The sequence below is a fragment of the Glutamicibacter sp. BW78 genome, from assembly GCF_002332245.1.
Taxonomy (GTDB): Bacteria; Actinomycetota; Actinomycetes; order Actinomycetales; family Micrococcaceae; genus Arthrobacter_H; species Arthrobacter_H rhombi_A.
In genome coordinates, this window is sequence record NZ_NRGU01000032.1 from 129,458 (window position 1) to 151,811 (window position 22,354).

Below are 22,354 nucleotides of genomic sequence, written 5' to 3' on the forward strand. Positions count from 1 at the left end.
CTACGTCCGGCTTAGGGAGCGTTCGGATACGACGGAAAGTGCTGCCTCGAAGCGTTCCAGCCCGAGGGTGATCTCCTCGGAGGTGGCCACGAGTGCGGGGATCAGCCGCACCACGTTTCCGTGCGGTCCACAGGTCAGCGTGAGCAGACCGTGCGCGGTGGTCTCCTGCTGGAGGGCTGCCGCCGTGGCGGCGTCGGGCATGCGGTCGGCGGTGCTGAATTCGATGCCCTGCATCAGGCCCAGGCCACGCACGTCGCCGATGGCCGGGAAGCGGGTGGTTAGATCCTTCAACCCGGCCTGGAGCTGCTCCCCGCGTAGCCGGGAGTTCTCCACCAAGGACTCGTCCTCGACGACGGCCAGGGTGGCGACCCCGGCGGCGGCCGAGACCGCGTTACCGCCGTAGGTCCCGCCCTGCGATCCGGGCCAGCCCTGGGACATCAGCTCGGTGGAGGCGGCGATGGCGGAGATCGGGAATCCGGAGGCAATGCCCTTGGCGGTGATCAGGATATCGGGGGTCGCTGCCGAGTGTTGGTGGCCCCAGAACTTGCCGGTCCGTCCGACGCCGGCCTGGACCTCGTCGATGATCAGCAGGATGCCGTGTTCGTTCGCCCGTTCGCGCAGGCCCTCGAGGAACCGTGGCGGGGTGGGCAGGTAGCCGCCGTCGCCCAAGGCCGGTTCGATGATGAAGGCTGCTGTGTCGTTGGGAGCGGTGCGGGTGGCCAGCAGGTAGTCCAGTTCCTGCAAGGCGAAGTCCACTGCGGTCTCCACGTCCCAGCCGTAGCGGTAGGCGTAGGGGAAGGGGGCCATGTGAACCCCGGCCATCAACGGTGAGAAGCCGGCGGAGAATCGGGTGCCGGCGCTCGTCAGCGAGGCGGCGGCGACGGTGCGTCCGTGGAAGCCACCCTGGAAGGACACGATATTCGGCCGTCCGGTGGCCATGCGGGCCAGACGGAGCGAGGCCTCGACGGCCTCCGCGCCGGAGTTCGCGTAGAACACCGAGTCCAATCCGGTCGGCAGCTTCTCGCCGAGCTTTTCGGTCAATTCCAACAGCGGCTGATGCATGACCGTGGTGTTCTGGGCGTGGATGATCTTGCCGCACTGCTCTTGGGCGGCAGCCACGACGCGCGGGTGGCAGTGCCCGGTACTGGCCACACCGATGCCGGTGGTGAAATCCAGATACTCGTTGCCGTCCGTGCCGTAGATCCAGGAACCGAGGGCGTGATCGACCACTACGGGGGTCGCTTGCTTCAACAGGGGGCTCAGTGAGGTCATATGGCCATCGTGGAGGCCCCCTCGGTAGATTGTCAACAATCTTTCGGACCGGTAGCGTAGGTGACGTGAAACACGCTGATTCAAACCGTCCCCGCCTGGCCCTCCTCACCGCCGCCGGCGTCCCCGAACCCCACAACCTCGACGCGATTCGCGATCGCGCCGACGTCGTCATCGCCCATGCCGATGGTCTGGCCGAGGCACTTCACGGCGCCGATGCCGTCCTGCTCTGGGACTTCTTCTCCTCAGCGCTCAGCGACGCCTGGCATGCCGCCGACACCCTGGACTGGGTGCATGTTGCCGCAGCGGGCGTGGACGCCATGCTTTTCGACGGGCTCCGCCAGGCGCCGGTGACGCTGACCAACGCCCATGGGACGTTCTCCCAGCCAATCGCCGAGTTCGTGCTGGCTTCAGTACTCGCCCACGATAAGCAGTTGCATCTGAGCAAGGCGCTGCAGCAAGAACGGACCTGGAAACATCGCGAACTGACCCGCACTGCCGGATCGCGGGCCATCGTGGTGGGCACCGGAGGCATCGGGCGTGCCACCGCGAGGTTGCTGCGGGCCGTGGGACTGCAGGTCGAAGGCGCCGGGCGGAGGCCACGGGCCAACGACCCCGACTTCGGCACCGTGTTCACCAGCGACGAATTGGCGGACCGGGTGGGGGAGGCCGATCATGTGGTCTTGGCAGCACCGTTGACCGAAGCGACCCGCGGGATCGTCAACGCCGAGGTGCTCGCCGCGATGAAACCCAGCGCCCATCTGGTGAACATCGGCCGCGGGGCCCTGGTGGACGAGCCGGCACTGATCGAGGCGCTGCGGAGAGGGGAAATCGCCGCAGCCTCCCTCGACGTGGTCGCCGTGGAGCCGATGCCCGAGGACCACCCCTTCTGGGGCATGGACAACGTGCATATCTCGGCTCATATGAGTGGGGACGTGCACGGCTGGCGGGACGAACTGGCCGACCAGTTCCTGGACAACCTCGATGCCTATATCGCCGGCAGGGAATTGGCGAACGTGGTGGATAAGGACCGCGGCTACGTGTCCACGGCACCGGCGGCGACCTGAGCGGCCCAGTGCAAGGTCTCCCGATTTCGGATGCGAGGAGCCTAGCCACGGCCGTCGGAGCCAACAAGGGTTGTTGCTAGCCCTCGATACCAGCCAGCCGCGCCTGAAGGGAACGGATCTCCCCGGTGAACTCGGGGACGGGGCCGATGACCTGGATTCCGGGGGCGACGGCTTTGATCGGCAGCGGTGCCACGGGACCTGCCGGCACGCCCCATTCGCGATGCCAGGCGGTGAGTTGTTCGGAACTGGAGGCCAGCACAATGGTCCCCAAGCCAACCCAGGCGTGCGCGGCACTACACATCGCACAGTGTTCCCCCGAGGTATAGACCACAGCCTCTCGGCGTTCGGCCGGGCTGAGGTTCGCCGCAGCCCACCGGGCGATCGCGATTTCGGGGTGGCGGGTGGCATCGCCGTCCTTCACCCGATTGCGGTCCTCGAAGCGGACGGTTCCTGCGGCGTCGACCAGCAGCGAGCCGAAGGGGTGGTCGCCGGCCTCGAGGGCTTCGCGGGCCAGCTCCACACAACGGCGCAGATGGCCGCGGCCTGTCTCATCTAGTGGCTGGCCCTCTCTTCCGGGGCCGTCGTTGTTGGCTGTTGAGCGATGGGCGTCCATGCCGCCAACCTAGCAGGAAAGGCCCGGACTCCCCGCAAAAAACTTGGGGGAGGCCGGGCCTTTCACCGGTCGGGACGCTCTAGCGGCCGGTGCCGCCGTGGACCGTGGCTTCGGTTTCACCGTCGAGGTCGAAGGCCCCGTGAACGGCGCGTACCGCGGTATCGAGCCGTTCGGCGTCGGTGACGACCGAGATGCGGATCTCCGAGGTGGAGATCATGTCCACGTTCACTCCTGCCTGGTGAAGGGCCTCGAAGAAGCGGTAGGAGACGCCGGGGTTCGAACGCATGCCGGCACCGATCAGCGACAGCTTGCCGACCTGGTCGTTATAGGAGATGTCCTCGAAGCCGATCGTGGCGCGGGCCGCTTCCAGGGCCTCGAGAGCGTCAGTGCCTTCGACGCTGGGCAAGGTGAAGGAGATATCTGTTTTGCCGGTTTCGGCTTTCGAAATGTTCTGCACGATCATGTCGATATTCACGTTGGCACCGGCGATCACACCGAAGATCTCAGCAGCAGAGCCGGGGACGTCGGGGACGCCGACCACGGTGATCTTGGCTTCTGAACGGTCGTGGGCCACGCCGGAGATGATGGGCTGTTCCATGGTGTCTCCCTCTTGGAGCTTGATGTTGTCTTCGGGGCTGGGCAGCACCCAGGTTCCCTCATGGTCATTGAAGGATGAGCGCACGTGCAGTGGCACCCCGAAACGGCGGGCGTACTCGACGCAGCGCAGATGCAGGATCTTGGCTCCGTTGGCCGCCATCTCCAACATCTCCTCGCTGGAGATCACATCGATCTTCTGGGCCGCAGGCACGATCCGTGGATCCGAGGTGTAGATGCCGTCGACGTCCGTGTAGATTTCGCAGGAATCGGCCCCGAGGGCGGCAGCCAAGGCCACCGCAGTGGTGTCGGAGCCGCCGCGGCCCATCGTGGTGATGTTGTTTGATTCGCGGCTCATGCCCTGGAATCCGGCCACGATGGAGATGTAACCGCGGTCGATGGCCTGGCGCACGCGATGCGGCGAGACGTCAATGATGCGCGCCTTGCCGTGCACCGCATCGGTGATCATGCCGGCCTGGCTGCCGGTGAAGGACACTGCCTGGCTGCCGGACGATTCGATCGACATGGCCAGCAGGGCCATGGAGATGCGCTCACCGGCCGACAGGAGCATGTCCATTTCGCGCGCGGGCGGCGCATCGGTGAGCTGATTGGCCAGATCAAGCAGCTCATCGGTGGTGTCACCCATGGCCGAAACCACGGCGACGACGTCGTTCCCGGCCTCCTTGGTGGCGAGGATTCGGGCCGCGACGCGTTTGATGCCTTCGGCATCAGCGACCGACGAACCGCCGAACTTTTGGACAATCAGGCTCATGCGTTTGCACACTCCACAGGGTTGAGGATAGGACGGCCAGCCGCCGAGCCGGCCGGACACATTCTTAACCAGTGTAACGAGGCTGCGGCGTGGTGCCGTGTTCGAGTGACCGTGAACCGTCATGATGCGCCCCGAGATCATCCCGTGGGTTGACTCGCTCCGTACCGAACCAACGTAGGCTCATCCGCACGATCACGGGGCACAAGGCGCCGTGGCGCAGTCTGTCAGGAGGGGTGATGGGCATCCAGGAAACCCAGTACGACGGCGGTGCTCCGGTTCGAACACCGGCGGCCGGATCGGGGGTGGTGGCCACCGGGCTGGCCCGCTCCTTCGGAACCGTTCGCGCGGTCGAAGCCATGGATTTCACGGCTCGGCCCGGGGAAGTCACCGCATTGATCGGCCCCAACGGTTCGGGCAAGACGACCCTGCTGCTCATGCTCGCCTCACTGCTGGCCCCCGATACCGGAAGCATCAGGATCTGCGGCATCGATCCCGTCGAGGATCCACGCGGGGCCAGGGCCCTGTTGGGCTGGATGCCTGACACGCTCGGCGTGTGGGAAGAGCTGACCGTCCACGAGATCCTGGCGATGATGGGCCGGCTCTACGGGGCCTCCAAGGTCGATGCCTCCGCCCGGTCCCAGGAACTTCTGGAACTGGTGAAGCTCGATGAGTTCGCCTCCCAGCCAGCGCGCGTCCTCTCCCGTGGGCAACAGCAGAAGCTCTCCCTGGCCAGGGCGCTGGTCAATGACCCGCAGGTCCTGCTGCTGGATGAACCCGCTTCCGGGCTGGATCCGGGAGCCAGGATCGAGCTACGTAACCTGCTGCGTGAGCTGGCCGGACGGGGACGCACCGTGGTGGTGAGCTCCCATGTGCTGGCCGAACTCGATGAGATGGCCGACCGGGCGGTCTTCGTCTCGGCCGGTAGGACCGTCAGCGAGCAGCGGGTCGACGACGCGGGGTCCACGGGGCGCCGCTATGCCATCGAGGCGCTGGACCGCGAACAGCTGACTGGCGCGCTGGATGCCGCGGGCATCGAATTCACCCTTCCGGCAGGAACCCGGCAGGCGGAGGCCGTGGTCCATCTCGGTTCCGATCCGGAGGCCGCGGCGCTGTTGCGCCAACTCATTGTCGCCGGGGTCGGTGTGGTGGCTTTTGGGCCCGCCTCGGGAATCCTGGAGGAGTCCTACCTGCGTGCCGTGAACACCACCCAGGACCCTCCGACCCATCCAACAGCAGCAGGGGAGCCCCAGCCATGAGTACATCAACGGTGACGCGCCGTCCCGACGACGGGGGCCAGGGCAAGGAACAACGCGATGGCTCAGCATTGGGATTCTGGGCCGGAGTAGGAGCCGTCTTCCAACTCGAAAGCCGCCAACGGATGCGTTCGCGCGGCTGGTACGTGATGCTGGCCGTCTGGTTCGCCGTCACGGCATTGGTTGCCGGGCTGGCCGCGTGGACTGCGGGCTCCGAAGAGGGTTTCGGACAGGTCATGTTCGAACTGGTCATCGGGTTCGTGCTGTTCTTCGGCCTGCTGGTGGCCCCGGCGCTGTCGGCCAACACCATCACCGGTGACCGTGCCGGGGGGACCCTGGCCATCCTGCAGAACACCCTGCTGACCCCGGGCCAGATCCTGTGTGGCAAATGGCTGGCCGCCTGGATCTCCTCGCTGGCCTTTCTGCTGGTCTCGGTGCCGATGATCATCTGGGCGATGACCTATGGGGACGTCTACCTCCCGGCGGTACCGGTGCTGGTCGCCCTGACAGCCGTGGAACTGGGAGTTGCCTGCGCGATCGGGGTGGGGATTTCTGCCCGCTCCGCCCGGCCGCTGTTCGCGATTGTCGCCAGCTATCTGGTGGTTGCCCTGCTGGGGCTGGGGACCTTGATCATCTACGGTCTGAGCTTCCAGCTGGTCAAGGAGTCGGCGATGGCTTCCGAACAGATCTGGCCCGATGACCCCTGGGAGGAAGTCAGGTACAACGAGAAGGACGAAGCGGTGGACGCCCAGGGCGATGTCATCGAAGACCAGGAGGCCTATTTCGCCGAGATCGAGAAGAAGTCAGCGGCGGTTTTCGACGAGCAGAACTTCTCCTGCGGTAAAGCGCTATTTCCGGTCAACGTCTACCACACAGAACGAAACACGTGGTTGTTGGCGGCGAACCCCTTCGTGATGGTCGCCGACGCGGCACCGGTGAGACCCCGCAATGCGGCAGCCGATGACTATGTGGGTGAGGGGCCGATGGAGGCCGTCAGCACGATGGTCCGTCAAGCCCAACGGGGCACCGCGGCAACCGATCCGTGCCTGGACGGGGTGAAGCAGCCAGTCGTTGATGAATACGATCTGACCGGCACCACCCCGCTCTGGCCGCTGGGTCTGGGTGTCCAGGTCGTGCTGGCGGCGGGACTGCTGGAGTCGGGGCGCCGCCGGCTGCGCACCCCGGTGAAGAAACTGACGCGGGGGACCCGGTTGGCATGATAACGCGGGGTGTTCCCATCCCCCCTGGGAACACCCCGCGCGACTAGTGGGTACCGAGGGTGTTTTCACCCTCGCCGAGCACGGCGTGCAGGAAGTCCTTCGTGCGCTGGTGCTTCGGATCGCTGAACATCACCGAAGGTGAGGCCTCCTCGACGATCTTTCCGCCGTCGAACATCAGGACGCGGTTGGAGACATCGCGGGCGAACTGCATCTCGTGGGTGACGATCAGCATGGTGATATCAGTGGTTTCGGCGATATTACGCAGAATGCCCAGCACATCCCCGACGATCTCCGGGTCCAGGGCGCTGGTGACTTCGTCCAGCAGCAGGATCTCCGGGTCCATGGCCAGGGCGCGGGCAATGGCCACCCGCTGCTGCTGGCCACCCGACAGTGACGATGGGTGGGCGCCGGCCTTATCGGACAGGCCCACCCGCTCCAGCAGCTCCTTGGCCTTCAGGGTGGCCTCGCGCTTGGACTGCCCGAGCACATGCACCGGCGCTTCGATGATGTTCTCCACGACCGTCATGTTGGGGAAGAGGTTGAACTGCTGAAAGACCATGCCGATCCGTTGGCGGATGCGCTTCTGGTCCTTCTTGCTGACGGGCACCCGTTTGCCGCCGCGCTCCTCGTGCGTCAGGGGCTCGCCACCGACGAAGATGTATCCGCCGGTGAGCTCCTCCAGCGTCATGACCAGACGCAGGATCGTGGTCTTGCCGGAGCCCGAGGGGCCGATGAGGGTGACCCGATCGCCCTTCTGGACGCTGAAGTTCAGGTCATGCAGCACCACGTTGTCGCCAAAGGCCTTTTCGACATCGCGGAAGTCGATCACGGGGCCGTCGGCACCGGCACCCGCCGTCGGGATGGCTGTTGACTCAGGTTTTGTAGGCAAGGCGCTTTTCCAATCTGCCAATGAGGAGTGAAGTCGGGTAGCTGGCCAGCAGGAAGATGATACCCACCAGGGTGAACGCTTCGGTGTACCGGTAGGTGTCACCACCGTAGATCCTGGCGGCGTTGACCATGTCGACGACGCCGATGACCAGCAAGTACGGGGTGTCCTTGAACATCGAGATCGCATAGTTGCCCAGCGCCGGGATGGTCGCCCGGAGGGCCTGCGGGATGATGATGGCGGTCCAGGTTCGTAGCGTGGACATCGACAGGGCGGTGGTGGCTTCCCATTGTCCCTTGGGTACCGAATCAATGCCTGCGCGGTACACCTCTGACATGTAGGTCGCGTAGTGGATCCCGTAGACGATCACGCCGATGGTAATCAGGTCCAGTGACAAGAAGGCATAAGAGGCGAAAAGCAGCTGGATGATGATCGGGGTCATCCGGATGACGTTCGCGACCCATTTTACGGCCTCGGACAGCGGACGTGGGAGCACCCGAATCGCCATGGCGATGACCAGTCCCAAAAGGGAAGCGATCACGGTGCCCAGAACGGTGACCAGCAGGGTCACCTTCACGAACTGCGTCAACAGGGTCGGCAGGACGTCCGCGGCGGCGCTCCACTGCCATTCGAAGGCTGCCGGAATGCCAATCATGAGGCACCTCCTGCTCGGGTGGTCGCCGGCGGCGCCGGGGAAAGTACCCGCCACAGGGATGTGCCTTGTCCCAGCTTGTGCTTGGCCTGATGTTCCAAGGCGTTCATGAAGAACATCAGTACCAAGGCGAAGAGGAAGTAGCTCAACATGCCGACGACACCGTAGGTGAACAGGGTGCCCGCGGTGCGCTTGACCTGCTCGAGCTGGTACGTGAGGTCGGCCAGCGTAATGAAGCCCACGATGGCGGTGCCTTTCATCAAGTGGACCAGCAGACTGGATAACGAGGGAATCATCAGGGCCCAGGCCTGCGGGAAGATGATGCGGCGCATGCGCTGGACGGGGCCGATGCTGAGCGCGGTGGTGGCTTCCCACTGGCCCGTGGGGACGGCCTGAATCGAGCCACGGACCACCTCGGCGGAGTAGGCCCCATAGTTCAGTCCGAGGGCCAGGATCCCCACCAACAAGGGGTGCAGGTCGATGCCAAGCAGGGGCAGAACGAAGAACAGCCAGAAGACCTGGACCACCAGGGAGGTTCCCCGGAAGAACTCGATGATGACGCGGGCCGGGATGCGGAAGGCCTTGGCGGGGCTGGCGGCGGCCAGACCCAGGATCACGGCGAGGATGAAGGCGGCGATGGCGCCGAAAATCGTCAGCTCGACGGTGACTAGGAGGCCGTCGAGCAGGCGTGGCATGGCCTCGCCGATCGCGGCAAATTTCTCGTCCACGAGGAAGGGCTCCTTCTGGTGCGGGAGGGGCAGGGGGCAGTAGTGCTGCGGTCGGCCTGAGCGGCCGACCGCAGCAAGGTATTGCTACTACTTATCGCCGGGAGCACCCTCGCAGAGCTGCGCGGTGGTCATGTCCTTCGGCGGCAGGTTCTCTGCCGTGAAGCCGAATTCACCGACGACATCCAGGTAGGAGTCCTCGGATTCGGTGACCTTGGCCAGGCCTTCGTTATAGGCCTCGCGCAGTTCGTCGTCACCCTTGGCAAAGACGGTTGAGCCGGCGCCGAGCTGCTTGACGCCGTCGATCTCCTGGACGAATCCGTCACCGACGGAGATGTTGGCGTCAGGGTTTTCCTTGGCCATGGTGGTCAAGGAGATCGCGGTCATGGCGAAGGCATCGGCCCGGCCATTGTCCACCGTATCCATGCCCGTCTGCGCATCGGGAACCGACTGCACCTTCAGGCCCAGTGACTTCGCGTACCCGGCTTCGATGCCGCCAGCGAGGACGGCGAGCTTGATGTCTTCACCGTCGTCCATCTTGGATTTGATCGTGTCGAGGTCGTCAAGCCCCTTCGGGTTGTCCTTCTGCGTCATCACGGCGGTCGTATACATGATCTCCGGATCAGCGAAGTCGGCCTCGGCGCAACGCTCGGGCAGGATGGACATGCCTGCGCTGACTGCGTCGAAACGTCCGGCCTTCAAACCGGGGATCAGTGAGTTCCAGTCGACGAGTTTGGCATCGACCTTGTCGATGCCCATGTCGCCGAAGATCTTCTCGGCCAGGGCGATGGTGGCACCGGTGGGCTTGCCACCCTCCTCGTAGGAGTAGGGAACCTCGCCGGCGATGGCGACGGAGATGGAACCCTTGTCCTTCAGGTCCTGCAGGTGGCCCGATCCGGCCTGGACGGAGCCGCCGTCGCCGCCGGCCTCGCTCTCTGTAGTCGTGGAACCGCCACAACCGCTCAGGGCGAGGGAGGCGGAAGCAAGAATGGCGCCGGTGGCCAGCAGGGACCTGCGACGGATACTGCGGATCATGGTGTACCTCTTTCGGGGATGCATTGACCGGGTGGCGACGGTCCAGCCTCCCCCAGGAGGGCGGACCGACGTCGGGCGAACCCGACCGGTTGGTGCTGAGTGGTGTGAATCACGCTAGTCATGAAATAGTCAATTGACAATCCGACTTTCCAGACGTTGGATTGTCAACAATTGAAGATCCTGGAGATGAAATCCGTGGAAACTCGCGGAAACCTGCGGGAATTCGTGTCTTCTGCTCGTCCGGAAACACGCGAACAGCTCCACAATCACGATTAAGTTACGATCGAACCCCACGGATCCGGTAGCAGACCCCTCCAAGGTGCGAGCTCCCGCACGCCGCGAGCGGCAGAGAGGGAACTTCCAATGCCCATAGGGCAGCACTCAACGGCACCGAACATGGCACGCGTGCAACGGTCTTCCACGGTCGATCTGATCACCGCTCAGCTCCGCAACGCGATCTACGATGGGCTGCTCCTGCCGGGAAGCCAACTCCATGAGGCCATCGTCGCCCAACAATTGGGGGTGAGCCGGGGTTCGCTGCGTGAATCCGCCCAGCGGCTGGTCCAGGACGGGCTGCTCGTGGCCCGTCCTGGACAAGGACTCAGGGTGGCCACGGTCGGTGTCGAGGACCTCGAATCCCTGTACGCCGCGCGTTTGGTCATCGAAGAGGCCGCGCTGCGCACCTTGGCCGGGCTTCCGGGACGCGAGGCTCGACGAGGGCGTCTGGCCACCGTCATCCCGCTGCTGGAACGGCTGGAGGAATGGGATGCAGGGAAAGGCGTTCCTGGGTCCCCTCGTGCCATCGGTGACACGGACCTGGAGTTGCATTTCGAAACGGTGAAGGCCGCTGGGAACCTCCGGCTGGCCCACTTTATGACCTCGCTGGTGATGGAAACCCGTATCGCCAGCCTGGGACATCCCCGAGGCTATATCGTGCGCACCGACGTGGGTGAAGTGCATCGGCAACGCCTGGAACTGGTGCTCTCCGGGCGGGGAGACGCTGCGGTGGAACAACTCGGCGAACATTTCAGAGACACCCTGGACCGGCTCACGGGCCGCGTGCCCGCGACGGTGGCAACGGCCGCCGTCGAACAGCCCGAGAAAGACCAGCAGTTGGGGCCCATCGCCACCTGACATCCCTGAGGGGGGGCTAGGACCTCACCGTGCAGGTCAGGACATGACGCGGCGGCCTTCGAAGGCCCGCCCCAAGGTGACCTCGTCGGCATATTCCAGATCGCCGCCGACGGGAAGCCCCGAGGCAAGACGCGAGATCTTGATGCCGATGGTGGAGAGCATGCGCGCCAGGTAGGTGGCCGTTGCTTCGCCCTCAAGGTTGGGGTCGGTCGCGATGATGACTTCGGAAATCTTGTCGTCGTGCAACCGCCCGAGCAGTTCACGGATATGCAGCTGGTCCGGTCCGATTCCAGCGATCGGGTTGATGGAGCCGCCCAGCACATGGTAGCGACCGCGGAAGGATCGCGTGCGTTCGACCGCCATGACGTCCTTGGACTCCTCGACCACGCAGAGCACCGTGTCTTCCCGACGCGGATCACGGCAGATGCTGCAGGTCTCGGATTCGGTGACGTTGAAGCAGACCGTGCAGAACTTCACCTTGTCCTTGACCGCACGGATGGCATCAGCGAGCCGGTTCATGTCCTCCCGATCGGCTTCCAGAATGTGGAAGGCGATGCGTTGGGCGGACTTGGGCCCGATGCCGGGTAGCCGACCGAACTCGTCGATCAGCTCTTGGACTGCACCTTCGTACACGAAACCTCACACTGCAAAGTTGGATGACGGCTCCGGGTGGAACCTAGATGATCGGGGTGCCGTCATGGTTGCGCTCCTCGATCAGGCGGCCGTTGAGCAGGCGTTCGATCGCCGGGCGGCCGACCACTCCGGATTCCTCGATGGAGATGTCATCGTCGCTGGGAATGTCCTCAACGTAGGTCGATTCTACGTCCGTTCGGGGCCGGGGGGGCGTTGCCCCGCCGCCGGATGCTATTCCCTGGGTGTTTGAGGCTGACTGATCCTTCACCCGGGCCTGATTCAATAGCTGCTGGTATCGGCTCATCGGCTTATCGGCTGTGGGCTGCGGAGCTTCCCGTTCGGGAACGGCGGGGGCCGACGGCGGGGCCACGGCTCCGGGAGCCGGGGCCACGGGCGCCGCGGAGTCAGCCGGTGCCGGCGCTACCGGTGAGGCCGAACCGGCGGGCGCTGGTGCCGCAGGAGTGGAGGTACCGACCGGCGCGGGCGCTGCAGGAGCCGGTGCTACAGGAGTGCCGGCTGTCTGGTCTGCCGGTGTCGAGGGCGCGGGCGCTGCAGGAGCCGGTGCTGCCGGCTCCGGACGCTGCCAGGTTTCACCTTCGGGGCGGGTGGCGCGCTGGGTCGGGGGTTCGGCCGCAGGCGTCGCGGGGCCGGAGGGTTCGTCCCAGGGCGCTACGGGCACGGTGTCGCTGCCCCAGTCGTAGCCGCCGTCGTCCTCTGGCTCTGGGCCGAAGTCGGTGGGTCCTTCATCAGGTGAGCGGTCGGGTGCACCACGGGAAGGATGGGCGCTGGTCGTTGCGGCTCGATGCTGTCGCAAGGCGGCAGCAGGTCCCGATGCCGCGTGGGCTTCCGGCTTGCTGCCTCCGGGAGCCGGGGCTGCCGGAGGCTGGGTCGCCGGTACGCGGGCTGTCGGCGCTGGGACTGCCGGGGGCTGTGCCGCGGTCGCCGTGTTGCTGGAGGTCGACGGCGCGTGCGTGGGTGCTGCCGTGGCGCTGTTCTGCGCTACCGGGCCGCGGGACGCCGGCGCGGGCCGGCGCTCAGCTTTTGGGCCCGAACCACCCGCCGGAACGGAACCCCCGCCGGTGATGACGATCTCGGGCGCGACGCCCAGGATGTGGTTGATGGCACCCCGGAGCAGATCGATGTTCTCCTGCTTGGCGGAAAAGGCCTTCATGGGTCCGGGATTGGCGAAAGCGACCGTCAACGTCCGGCCATCGAAGCCAGCCAATGAGGCATGTGGCTGGATCGTCAGCCACACGAACTTCCTCTCTTCGCGCAGGGCGTCCATGATTTCCGGCCAGGCCCGACGGAACATCTCCACGGTGCCGGCAGTGCCGCCGGGCGCAGGTTCCTCCGCGGATGGTTCCGGCTGGGCCACCGGCTCATTGACCGGCGTCGAGGGTTCCTCCCGCGTCGGGGAGGGGGTGGCCACGGGCTGTTCCGGGGCGCTGGGAGCCGAGCCGCCGTCGGCCGGGCCAGCGGTTTCGGTGCGCTGGCGGTTGTTTTCCGTCGGGGCCGGGGCCTGGGCCTCGGTAGATGCGGCAGCAGCCGTGGGATCGGCGGGTGTCGCCGCGGCGGGCGGTGACGGATTCTCGTCGACGGGGCCCCAGGCCCCCCAGTCGGCCGATGATTCCTGCGGTGTGCCAGCAGGCTGCGGTGCAGCCGTGGGGGTGCTCGGCGACGGCGCAGCGGTTTCGGTCTCGACCGGTTGCGGTCCGGCTGCCGGTTCGGCAGGTTGCGGCGCAGCACTGGGCGGCTCGGTGTCCGGCTCCACGGGGCGGGGTTCGGTCGGGGCGGCGGTGGGCTGGTCCTTGCCGCGGGCTGCCCGCAACGCTTCGCGGACGGCAGCGGCCCCCTGGGGGCTGGTCGTGGATTCGAAACCCGTCGCCGCCTGCGGCGTGCCGGCGTCGCGCACCGGAACGTCGATCGAGGGTTGGCCGGCAGGGATCTCGGGGACGTCCCCGGCATAACTGAGGCGGCGTTCGATGCGGTCCACCCGGGCATTGATGCCCCGTTCGGTGGTGTCCGCCGCCGGCAGCAGCAACCGGGCGCAGAGCAGTTCGAGGTGCAATCGCGGGCTGGTGGCACCGGTCATTTCGGTGAGGGCCTGGTTGGTGACGTCGGCGCTGCGGCTGAGCTCCGCATGGCCCAATAAGGTGGCCTGCTGCGTCATGCGGTGCAGCTGGTCCTCGGGCAGCCCGCGGATCACCTGCGAGGCGCTTTCGGGCATCGCCTTCACGATGATCAGGTCGCGGAAGCGCTCCAGCAGGTCCTCGACGAAACGCCGCGGATCGTGCCCGGTCTGGATGACCCGGTCGACCGCCGAGAAGACGGTCGCCGCATCCTGGGCGGCCATCGCGTCCACCACGTCGTCCAGCAAGGTGGCATGCGTGTATCCGAGGAGGGAGACGGCCAGTTCGTAGTCCAGTCCCTCGGGGCCGGCGCCGGCCATCAGCTGGTCCAATACGGAAAGGGAGTCACGTACCGAACCGCCACCGGCACGAATGACCAGGGAGAGCACTCCGGGGGCCACGGGCATGTTTTCCTGCGAGCAGAGCCGCTCGAGGTAGGCCATCAGGGGTTCGGGGGGAACGAGCCGGAAGGGGTAGTGGTGCGTCCGGGACTTGATGGTCCCGATGACCTTATCTGGTTCCGTCGTCGCGAAGATGAATTTGATGTGCTCCGGCGGCTCCTCGACGATTTTGAGCAGCGCGTTGAAGCCGGCCGAGGTCACCATATGGGCCTCGTCGATGATGAAGATCTTGTACCTGTCGCGCACCGGGGCGAAGGTGGCGCGTTCGCGCAGGTCGCGGGCGTCGTCGACGCCGCCATGGGAGGCAGCATCGATTTCGATGACATCCAGGGAGCCGGATCCGCCGGTGGCCAACTCCAGGCAGCTATCGCAAGTGCCGCAGGGTTCCGCCGTCGGACCCTGGGCGCAGTTCAGGCAACGGGCCAGGATCCTGGCCGAGGTGGTCTTGCCGCAACCGCGCGGACCTGAGAAGAGATAGGCGTGGTTCACCCGGTTCTTGGACAGGGCAGCCATCAGTGGGGTGGTGACATGCTCCTGCCCGATCACGTCCGAGAAGGCGTCCGGACGGTAACGACGGTAAAGGGCTGTACTCACGAGTCGAAGCCTATCCGTTCCGCCGGGCTCATTGCATCCCCGGGGTGCCCGCAGTGAACCCGCCGAAGACCCACGGATCACGTGGAAGGTCGGAAGGGTCGAAGGCAGCCAGCGCGGCGGTCAATGAAGCACCCGGAAGTCCCAACGATTCCAGCAGGCGGGCGCGCACCCGCTGTGGGGGGAAACCTTCAGGTTCCAGCTGTGCCAACGTGACCGAACCGTCCCGTTTGGCGAGGCGTTGGCCGTGTTCATTCAGGACCAACGGGACATGCACGTATTCGGGCAGTTTTGCGCCGTGGAAGTCTCCGCCCAGACCGGAGAGCAGCGTGGCGAGGTACCCCTGACGTGGGGTGGAGGGCAGCAGATCATCACCACGAACCACCTGATCGACTCCCTGGAGGACGTCATCAACGACGACGGCAAGGTTATAGGCGGGGACGCCGTCATTACGGAGGACGACGAAGTCATCCACGACCCCGGTGTATGGCCCGTGGAGGGTATCGGTGATGGTGAACTGCACGACGTCGGTGCGTAGCCGAAGTGCTGCCGGGCGCAGCTGCCGGCGGCTTGCCCGTTCGGCCTCGTTCAACTCGCGGCAGGTCCCCGGGTAGGCGCCGGGGGCGGCATGCGGCGCCGAGGGGGCTTCGGCGATATCGCGTCGAGTGCAGAAGCATTCATAGAGCAGGCCTGCCTGCTGCAGGGCGGCGATGGCGGCGTCGTAGCCCTCGGCCCTTTCGGTCTGGCGGACCGCGGCGCCGTCCCAATCGATGCCGATGGCGTGCAGATCGGCCAACTGGACCTCTTCGGCGCCGGCGCGGGCGCGATCCAGATCCTCCACCCGCAGCAGGAAGTCCCGGCCAGTGGAGCGGGCAAAAAGCCAAGCCAGCACGGCGGTGCGCAGGTTCCCCACATGCAATTCACCCGAGGGGCTGGGGGCGTAGCGTCCGGCGCCCATGGTGACCTCCTCATCGCGCGGCGGTGGGAAAAGTAAAGACCCCTCATGCACCTGCCAGAGCCCACCTACCCTTGCTACCTTCCGGTCCTGGGGGAGTTCGACGGGATGACACCACATGAGGGGCCGACAAATAGTGTACCTGAAAATGCGTGCTCTCCCGTCCCGGGCTTCGGCCCCGTGGGGCGCTGGACCGGCAGCTATTTGGCAGCGGTCGGCCCGGAATGGGCGGGCTGGGTGTCGATTCGGTCTGCGCGGATTCTTCCGGTACGCTGGAAACTGCTCTTTTGGGCAATCTGGAGGATTCGCCTAGCGGCCTATGGCGCACGCCTGGAACGCGTGTTGGGTTCACGCCCTCGGGGGTTCAAATCCCCCATCCTCCGCGGATACAAAAGCGGCCCTGACATCGGAAGATGTCAGGGCCGCTTCTGTTTGCCCGGAAACCCAATCCTTTCGTGTCCCCGAATTCGTGCCTACCATGGGGACAGGTCCGCTGCCGGGCCGGTGGCGGATAGTCAACCGGAGGGAGCCCACCATGGCCACGCAGAGCACCAGCACCCCAGCGCGCAATGTCGCCCAAAAGCTGATCTCAACGCATTTGGTCGACGGGGAGATGACCCCCGGCGCCGAAGTCGGCATCTCCATCGACCAGACGTTGACCCAGGATGCGACCGGGACGATGGTCATGCTGGAATTGGAGGCTTTGGGGCTCGACCGGGTGAAAACCGAACTTTCGGCCCAATACGTTGACCACAACCTGCTGCAAACCGACGAGAAGAACCCCGAGGACCATCTGTTCCTGCAATCCGCTGCAGAACGGTTCGGGTTGTGGTTCTCCAAGGCGGGTAATGGCGTCTCCCACCCGGTCCACCAATCCCGCTTTGGCAAACCCGGTGCCACCATGGTTGGTTCCGATTCGCACACCTGCTCCGCAGGAGCCATCGGCATGCTGGCTGTTGGCGTTGGAGGCTTGGAAGTGGCCATGGCCATGGCCGGAGAGCCGCTCTATGTGGCGATGCCGGAGATCTGGGGTATCGAACTGACCGGGGAACTACCCGACTGGGTGTCGGCCAAGGACGTGATCCTGGAGATGTTGCGCCGCCACGGGGTGAAGGGCGGCGTCGGGCGGATCATCGAATACCACGGCCCCGGACTCGCGGGACTCACGGCCATGGACCGCCACGTCATCGCGAATATGGGGGCGGAACTCGGGGCCACGACCACCGTCTTCCCCGCAGACGAGGCGGTCCGCGAATATCTGGCGGCAGTCGGGCGGGAAGACGAGTTCCAGGAGCTGGTGGCCGACCCGGGGGCCGGCTACGACCAGACGGACTCCATCAACCTTTCCGAGCTGGAACCGCTCATCGCCAAACCCTCCTCGCCCGGCAACGTCGTCACCGTCGCGGAAGCCGCCGGGGAGGATGTTTTCCAGGTGGTCGTCGGTTCCTCGGCGAACCCCGGTCTGCGCGATTTTGCGGTATTCGCCGAGATCCTTGCGGGCCGTCAGGCCTCCGAGCAGGTCTCGGTCGATGTGAACCCCACCTCCCGCGAGGTCCTGGCAGATCTGATCGGCGGCGGCTGGCTGACCCAGCTGGTCGGAGCAGGAGCCAGGATCCACCAGTCAGGCTGCATGGGCTGCATCGGCATGGGACAGGCCCCGGCCACCGGTCGGAACAGCCTGCGCACCATGCCCAGGAACTTCCCCGGCCGCTCCGGAACCGAGGAGGACGCCGTGTGGTTGTGTTCCCCCGAAACCGCGGCCGCTGCCGCCTTGACCGGCAAGATCACCGACCCGCGCGAACTCGGCCGCACCCTGGAGATGGCCTACCCGCGCCCGAAAATGCCGAAAACGTTCAGCCAGAACTCCGACATGCTCCAAGCACCGTTACCGCCTGAGGAGGCGGCCCGCGTCGAGTTGGTCAAGGGATCGAATATCTCCAGCCTTCCCGATTTCGACGCCATCGCCGACGACCTGGACCTTCCGATCCTGTTGCGGATGGGCGACAACGTCTCCACCGACGAGATCATGCCGGCAGGGTCCAGGGTGCTGCCCTTCCGCAGCAACATCCCGAAGATCGCCGAGTTTTCCTTCTCCCGCATCGACACCGACTATCCGGCGCAGGCCAAGGAGAACGACGACGGCCACGCGGTGATCGCCGGGGAAAACTACGGTCAGGGGTCCTCGCGTGAACATGCGGTCATCGCCCCGCGTTACCTCGGATTGCGGGTAGCAGTCGCCAAGTCCTTCGCCCGCATCCACTGGCAGAACCTGGCGAATTTCGGGATCCTCGCGCTGGAATTCACCGATGCCGCAGATTACGACGCCGGGACCACGGGGGAGCGGCTGGTCATCAACGGCCTGCATGCCCAACTGAAGGCAGGCAACGACGTCGCGGCGACCTTGGGTGGTCGGGATGTCACGTTGCGCCATAAACTCTCGGACCGGCAGGTCGATATGGTGCTGGCGGGTGGACGGATTCCCGCCGTGGCGAAGGGCTAAAGAGAACCCGGCAGGGGGTTCGTAGCGGTGACGGCGAGGCCGCCACCGCTACGGTGCTCCGGGGCAGGACCCTAGTCGGTCAGCAGCTCGCGGTTGGCCGCACGACGGCGGGCCTGCTCGGCGGGATCCGGCACGGGCAGCGAGGCGATCAGGCGCCGCGTGTAGTCGTGGCGCGGACTGCCCATGATCTGGTTCCCGATTCCCTCTTCGACCAGCTCACCGCGGTACAGAACACCGACCCAGTCCGCGAGCATGTCCACGACAGCAAGGTCGTGGCTGATGAACAACGCGGCGAAGCCGTACTCCGTCTGAATTTCCTTGAACAGGTCCAGCACCGCGGCCTGCACGGACACGTCCAAGGCGCTGGTCGGCTCATCGGCGATCAGGAGTTTCGGGTTCAGTGCCAGGGCCCGGGCCAGGCTGGCACGTTGACGCTGCCCACCCGAGAGTTCATGGGGGTAACGGTCCACGAACCGGCCGGGTAGCTGGACCGCATCCATCAGTTCACGCACCCGGTCCCGGGCGCCCGAGACCGTGGGGTCCTGATGGACCCACAACGGTTCGGCCACGCAATCACCGATGGTCAGATGCGGGTTGAATGATGCGCCCGGGTCCTGGAAGACGAAACCGATGTCCTTGCGCAGCGGTTTGAACGTCCGCTCGCGGAAGTTGAGCATCTCGTAGCCGAGCACGTTCAGGCTGCCACCGGTGATCTTGTTCAGACCGGCGATGGAACGTCCGATGGTCGTCTTACCCGACCCGGATTCCCCCACCAGCCCGTACACTTCCCCAGCAGAGATCTGGAAGGACACCCCACCGACGGCCCGGAAACCGGATTTACCGATCCCTCCGGGGAATTCGACCTCCAGATCCGTGGCGCGCACCAGAACCTCGGCCTCGGAATGGGCCCGTTCCACCAGTCCAGCCGAGGCAGAGTTCCGCCCCAAGTGCGGGACGGCCGCCAAAAGCTCCTTGGTGTAGTCCTCCCGTGGGTTGGCGAACAGGTCCGCCACGGGTGCCTCTTCGACGACATCCCCGCGATACATCACCACCACGCGGTCGGCCAGATCCGCGACGACCCCCATGTTGTGGGTGATCAACACGATCGAGGTTCCGTCCTGATGTTGCAGCTCCCGGAGCAGCTCGAGGATCTCTGCCTGCACGGTGACATCCAGGGCAGTGGTTGGCTCGTCTGCCACGATGAGTCCAGGATTCAAGGCCAGCGCCGCGGCAATGACGACGCGCTGCTTCTGGCCTCCGGAGAACTGGTGCGGGTAGTAATCCACCCGGTGCTCAGGATCCGGGATCCCTACCTTGGCCAACGCTTCGATGGCGCGGGCCTTGGCCTGTTTGCGGCTGATCCGGTGCCCGGATCCTGCGTGGGCGCGAATCCCCTCGATGATCTGCCAGCCCACGGTGTGGACCGGATTCAGCGCGGTGGAGGGTTCCTGGAAGACCATCGCGACATCGCGGCCCCGCAGGCCACGCAGTTCGTGGGCACTGACGGAGAGGACATCCGAACCGTTGACCAGGACGGCCCCCGAACTGGTGGCCGTTTCCGGCAAAAGTCCCAGAATCGTCTTGGCCGTGACCGTCTTGCCCGAACCGGATTCGCCGACGATCGCGACGACTTCGCCGGGCTTGACGTCCAGATTGACGTCGTTGACCGCGTGGACATCGCCACCATCGGTCGCGAAGGTCACCTCGAGCCCCGAGATGGATAAGACGGGGCTTGTTCCACCGGCCGCGGCCGGGTTCGGGTCCTGCCCGGATTCACGTTCGTGACTCATTTGGTGACCTCCAGTCCGGTTCCATTGACATAAGCGCTAGCGGGCACGTTGGGACCGCCGCGCTTCTTCCTTCCGGCGCGACGCCGCCCGCGCAGCCGCGGGTCGTTCAGGTCGTTCATGGACTCACCGACCAAGGTCAGCCCGAGCACGGTCAGGACGATCGCGAGACCCGGGAACAGCCCGGTCCACCAGATGCCACTGGTGGCATCGGCCAGGGCCTTATTGAGGTCGTAGCCCCATTCAGCGGCCGATGACGGTTCGATGCCGAAACCCAGGAAGCCCAGACCTGCCAGGGTAAGGATTGATTCAGCGGCGTTGAGGGTGAAGATCAACGGCATCGTCCGGGTGGCATTGGGGAAGACATGCCGGGAGATGATCCGCAGGTTCGAGGTGCCGATCACCTTGGCCGACTCCACGAAGGGTTCGGCCTTGAGCCGGATGGTTTCGGCGCGGGCGACGCGGAAGTACTGGGGAATGAAGACCACGGTGATCGAAATCGCCGCTGCCATGATCCCCCCGAAGAGGTTGGACTGGCCGCCGCTGATGACGATCGACATCACGATGGCCAGCAACAGTGCCGGGAAGGCGTAGATGGCGTCGGCGATGACCACGAGCAGACGGTCGACCCAACCACCCAGGTATCCGGAGACCAGCCCGAGGATCACTCCGGCGAAGATCGACATGAGCACGCCGAGGATGATGACCAATGTCGCGGTCTGGGCTCCCCAGATCACGCGGGAAAAGACATCGTATCCACCGACGGTGGTACCCCAGATATGTGCTGCGTTCGGTGCCATCTGAGCGCCGAAACTGGTGCCGTCGGCTGAGGCCTGTGCGTAGCCGTAGGGGGCGATCAGGGGCGCGAAGATCGCTGTCAGGACCAAGGCGCCCGAGAGGATCAGCCCGATGACCAGCATGGTCCGTTGCAAGCCGACGCTCTTGCGCAAATGCGAGATGATCGGCAGTCGGGTCCACCGGGGCTGTCGGGCGGATTTCTGGGCAGATGTCGAGGTTGTGGTGTCCAAGATCAGTACCTCACTCTCGGGTCGATCAAGGCGGCTATGACATCCACCAGGAAGTTGGTCAGCGCCACGATCACCGCGATGAGCATGACGATGCCCTGGACGGCGACGAAGTCCCGGGCGGTGAGATATTCCGCGAGCATGAAGCCCAAGCCCTTCCATCCGAAAGTGGTCTCGGTCAGGATCGCGCCGCCCAAGGTCAAGGCGATCTGCAGACCCATGACCGTGACGATCGGGATCAGTGCCGGTTTATAGGCGTGTTTGGTAACCAGTCGATACTCGCTGACGCCGCGCGATCTACCGGCTTCGACAAAGTCGGAGCCCAGGGTGCCGATGAGGTTGGTGCGGACCAGACGCAGGAATACCCCGCCGATGAGTAGTCCCAAGGCGATGGCCGGGAGGACTGCGTGTTTGAGGACGTCCAGGGCGATCGTCATGTTCCCGGCGCGGAGGGCGTCCAGAAGATACAGGCCGGTCGGATTTCGTAGTCCCGAGAGTTCGGCCAGATAGTCGGTTCTGCCGGAAACCGGGAACCAGCCGAGCCACACCGAGAAGATCAGCTTGAGCAGCAGACCGGCGAAGAACACGGGGGTGGCATAGCAGAGGATGGCGAACAGTCGCAGGAAGGCATCGGAGAGCCGGTCGCGCTTATAGGCGGCAATCATGCCAAAGGGGACCCCGATGATGAAAGCCACGATCAGTGCGTAGATGACCAGTTCCAGAGTGGCTGTGCCGTACTGGGCGAGGATCTCGGTCACCGGGCGGTTATCCGAGAGCGTGGTCCCGAAGTCGCCACGCAGGATGTTTCCGAGGTAATCGAAATACTGGATGAGGACGGGGCGGTCGTAGCCGGCCGCATGGATCCGATCGGCCAGTTGTTCCGGGGGCAAACGGCCGCCCAGAGCGGCGCTGATCGGATCACCAGTGATTCGCATCAGGAAGAAGACCATGCTGATCAGGATGAACATGGTGGGGATGATCAGCAGGAATCTGATCACCAGATAACGGATCAGGCCGAGGTGTTGGCTTCTGGGTTTCTTCCCTTGTGCCGGTGCGGATCCGGCCGGCACCCTGTCGCTAATTACTGTCATAACTACCTATACTCGTGCGGCC

Annotated in this window: 18 protein-coding genes, 1 tRNA gene and 1 other RNA gene; 6 read left to right on the plus strand and 14 right to left on the minus strand. The window is 65.2% G+C overall.

The features are described 5' to 3' along the window. A complete protein-coding gene (locus tag CIK75_RS09275) occupies positions 1–1,272 on the minus strand; it encodes an aspartate aminotransferase family protein (RefSeq protein WP_096223837.1) in 1,272 nt (423 codons plus the stop codon). 65 nt (positions 1,273–1,337) lie between these two features. Here CIK75_RS09275 and CIK75_RS09280 point away from each other — a divergent pair, with 65 nt between their 5' ends. Then, positions 1,338–2,336, plus strand: a complete 999-nt coding sequence (locus CIK75_RS09280) for a D-2-hydroxyacid dehydrogenase (RefSeq protein WP_096223839.1) — start codon at positions 1,338–1,340, stop codon at positions 2,334–2,336. Between the two features lie 76 nt (positions 2,337–2,412). On the opposite strand, the gene CIK75_RS09285 is transcribed toward CIK75_RS09280, so the two are convergent. Further along, positions 2,413–2,949 (minus strand): nucleoside deaminase, encoded by a 537-nt coding sequence (locus tag CIK75_RS09285; protein ID WP_096223841.1) that lies wholly within the window; start codon positions 2,947–2,949, stop codon positions 2,413–2,415. Positions 2,950–3,028: 79 nt separating this feature from the next. Then, positions 3,029–4,315 carry an aspartate kinase gene (locus CIK75_RS09290; RefSeq protein WP_096223843.1) on the minus strand — a complete coding sequence of 429 codons (1,287 nt, stop codon included), beginning with the start codon at positions 4,313–4,315 and terminating at the stop codon, positions 3,029–3,031. Positions 4,316–4,551: 236 nt separating this feature from the next. On the opposite strand from CIK75_RS09290, the gene CIK75_RS09295 reads away from it, so the two are divergent. Beyond that, entirely contained in the window at positions 4,552–5,571 is a 1,020-nt protein-coding gene (locus tag CIK75_RS09295) for an ABC transporter ATP-binding protein (protein ID WP_096223845.1), read from the plus strand. Next, positions 5,568–6,788 carry an ABC transporter permease gene (locus CIK75_RS09300; RefSeq protein ID WP_241895383.1) on the plus strand — a complete coding sequence of 407 codons (1,221 nt, stop codon included), beginning with the start codon at positions 5,568–5,570 and terminating at the stop codon, positions 6,786–6,788. Before CIK75_RS09295 ends, CIK75_RS09300 begins: the two co-directional genes overlap by 4 nt. 43 nt (positions 6,789–6,831) lie before the next feature. Here the strand turns inward: CIK75_RS09300 and CIK75_RS09305 are convergent, their stop codons facing one another. The 4 genes from CIK75_RS09305 to ehuB all read right to left on the minus strand — a co-directional run bounded on the left by CIK75_RS09305 (position 6,832) and on the right by ehuB (position 10,086). Beyond that, the gene (locus CIK75_RS09305; protein WP_275542622.1) at positions 6,832–7,677 is read right to left on the minus strand and encodes an amino acid ABC transporter ATP-binding protein; all 846 of its coding nucleotides are present in this window, start codon (positions 7,675–7,677) and stop codon (positions 6,832–6,834) included. Continuing rightward, positions 7,661–8,329, minus strand: a complete 669-nt coding sequence (locus CIK75_RS09310; RefSeq protein WP_096223847.1) for an ABC transporter permease subunit — start codon at positions 8,327–8,329, stop codon at positions 7,661–7,663. Before CIK75_RS09310 ends, CIK75_RS09305 begins: the two co-directional genes overlap by 17 nt. Continuing rightward, positions 8,326–9,054 carry an ectoine/hydroxyectoine ABC transporter permease subunit EhuC gene (gene ehuC, locus CIK75_RS09315; RefSeq protein WP_241895384.1) on the minus strand — a complete coding sequence of 243 codons (729 nt, stop codon included), beginning with the start codon at positions 9,052–9,054 and terminating at the stop codon, positions 8,326–8,328. Before ehuC ends, CIK75_RS09310 begins: the two co-directional genes overlap by 4 nt. Before the next feature lie 87 nt (positions 9,055–9,141). Then, positions 9,142–10,086 (minus strand): ectoine/hydroxyectoine ABC transporter substrate-binding protein EhuB, encoded by a 945-nt coding sequence (ehuB, locus tag CIK75_RS09320; RefSeq protein ID WP_096223849.1) that lies wholly within the window; start codon positions 10,084–10,086, stop codon positions 9,142–9,144. A 396-nt stretch (positions 10,087–10,482) separates the two neighbouring features. On the opposite strand from ehuB, the gene CIK75_RS09325 reads away from it, so the two are divergent. After that, positions 10,483–11,220, plus strand: a complete 738-nt coding sequence (locus CIK75_RS09325) for a GntR family transcriptional regulator (protein WP_158225933.1) — start codon at positions 10,483–10,485, stop codon at positions 11,218–11,220. A 36-nt stretch (positions 11,221–11,256) separates the two neighbouring features. Here the strand turns inward: CIK75_RS09325 and recR are convergent, their stop codons facing one another. From recR to ffs, 4 genes are all read right to left on the minus strand, one after another. Next, positions 11,257–11,853 carry a recombination mediator RecR gene (recR, locus tag CIK75_RS09330; protein WP_086999204.1) on the minus strand — a complete coding sequence of 199 codons (597 nt, stop codon included), beginning with the start codon at positions 11,851–11,853 and terminating at the stop codon, positions 11,257–11,259. A gap of 43 nt (positions 11,854–11,896) precedes the next feature. Further along, a complete protein-coding gene (locus CIK75_RS09335; protein WP_096223853.1) occupies positions 11,897–14,977 on the minus strand; it encodes a DNA polymerase III subunit gamma and tau in 3,081 nt (1,026 codons plus the stop codon). A 28-nt stretch (positions 14,978–15,005) separates the two neighbouring features. Beyond that, positions 15,006–15,932 (minus strand): tRNA glutamyl-Q(34) synthetase GluQRS, encoded by a 927-nt coding sequence (gluQRS, locus tag CIK75_RS09340; RefSeq protein ID WP_096223855.1) that lies wholly within the window; start codon positions 15,930–15,932, stop codon positions 15,006–15,008. A 31-nt stretch (positions 15,933–15,963) separates the two neighbouring features. Then, an RNA gene (ffs, locus tag CIK75_RS09345) (signal recognition particle sRNA small type) lies at positions 15,964–16,060 on the minus strand. Positions 16,061–16,227: 167 nt separating this feature from the next. Between ffs and CIK75_RS09350 the strand changes: the two genes are divergently transcribed. After that, positions 16,228–16,312 (plus strand) — tRNA-Ser (locus CIK75_RS09350). Between the two features lie 152 nt (positions 16,313–16,464). Next, positions 16,465–18,429 carry an aconitate hydratase gene (locus CIK75_RS09355; protein WP_096223857.1) on the plus strand — a complete coding sequence of 655 codons (1,965 nt, stop codon included), beginning with the start codon at positions 16,465–16,467 and terminating at the stop codon, positions 18,427–18,429. Between the two features lie 71 nt (positions 18,430–18,500). On the opposite strand, the gene CIK75_RS09360 is transcribed toward CIK75_RS09355, so the two are convergent. From CIK75_RS09360 to CIK75_RS09370, 3 genes are read right to left on the minus strand one after another with little or no spacing between them, the layout of a single operon-like run. After that, complete coding sequence (locus CIK75_RS09360; RefSeq protein WP_096223859.1) at positions 18,501–20,219, minus strand: ABC transporter ATP-binding protein; 1,719 nt, start codon at positions 20,217–20,219, stop codon at positions 18,501–18,503. Then, positions 20,216–21,244 carry an ABC transporter permease gene (locus tag CIK75_RS09365; protein WP_096223861.1) on the minus strand — a complete coding sequence of 343 codons (1,029 nt, stop codon included), beginning with the start codon at positions 21,242–21,244 and terminating at the stop codon, positions 20,216–20,218. The genes CIK75_RS09360 and CIK75_RS09365 overlap by 4 nt, the downstream gene beginning before the upstream one ends. Before the next feature lie 2 nt (positions 21,245–21,246). Continuing rightward, a complete protein-coding gene (locus CIK75_RS09370; RefSeq protein WP_086999187.1) occupies positions 21,247–22,332 on the minus strand; it encodes an ABC transporter permease in 1,086 nt (361 codons plus the stop codon). Positions 22,333–22,354 lie beyond the last annotated feature (22 nt).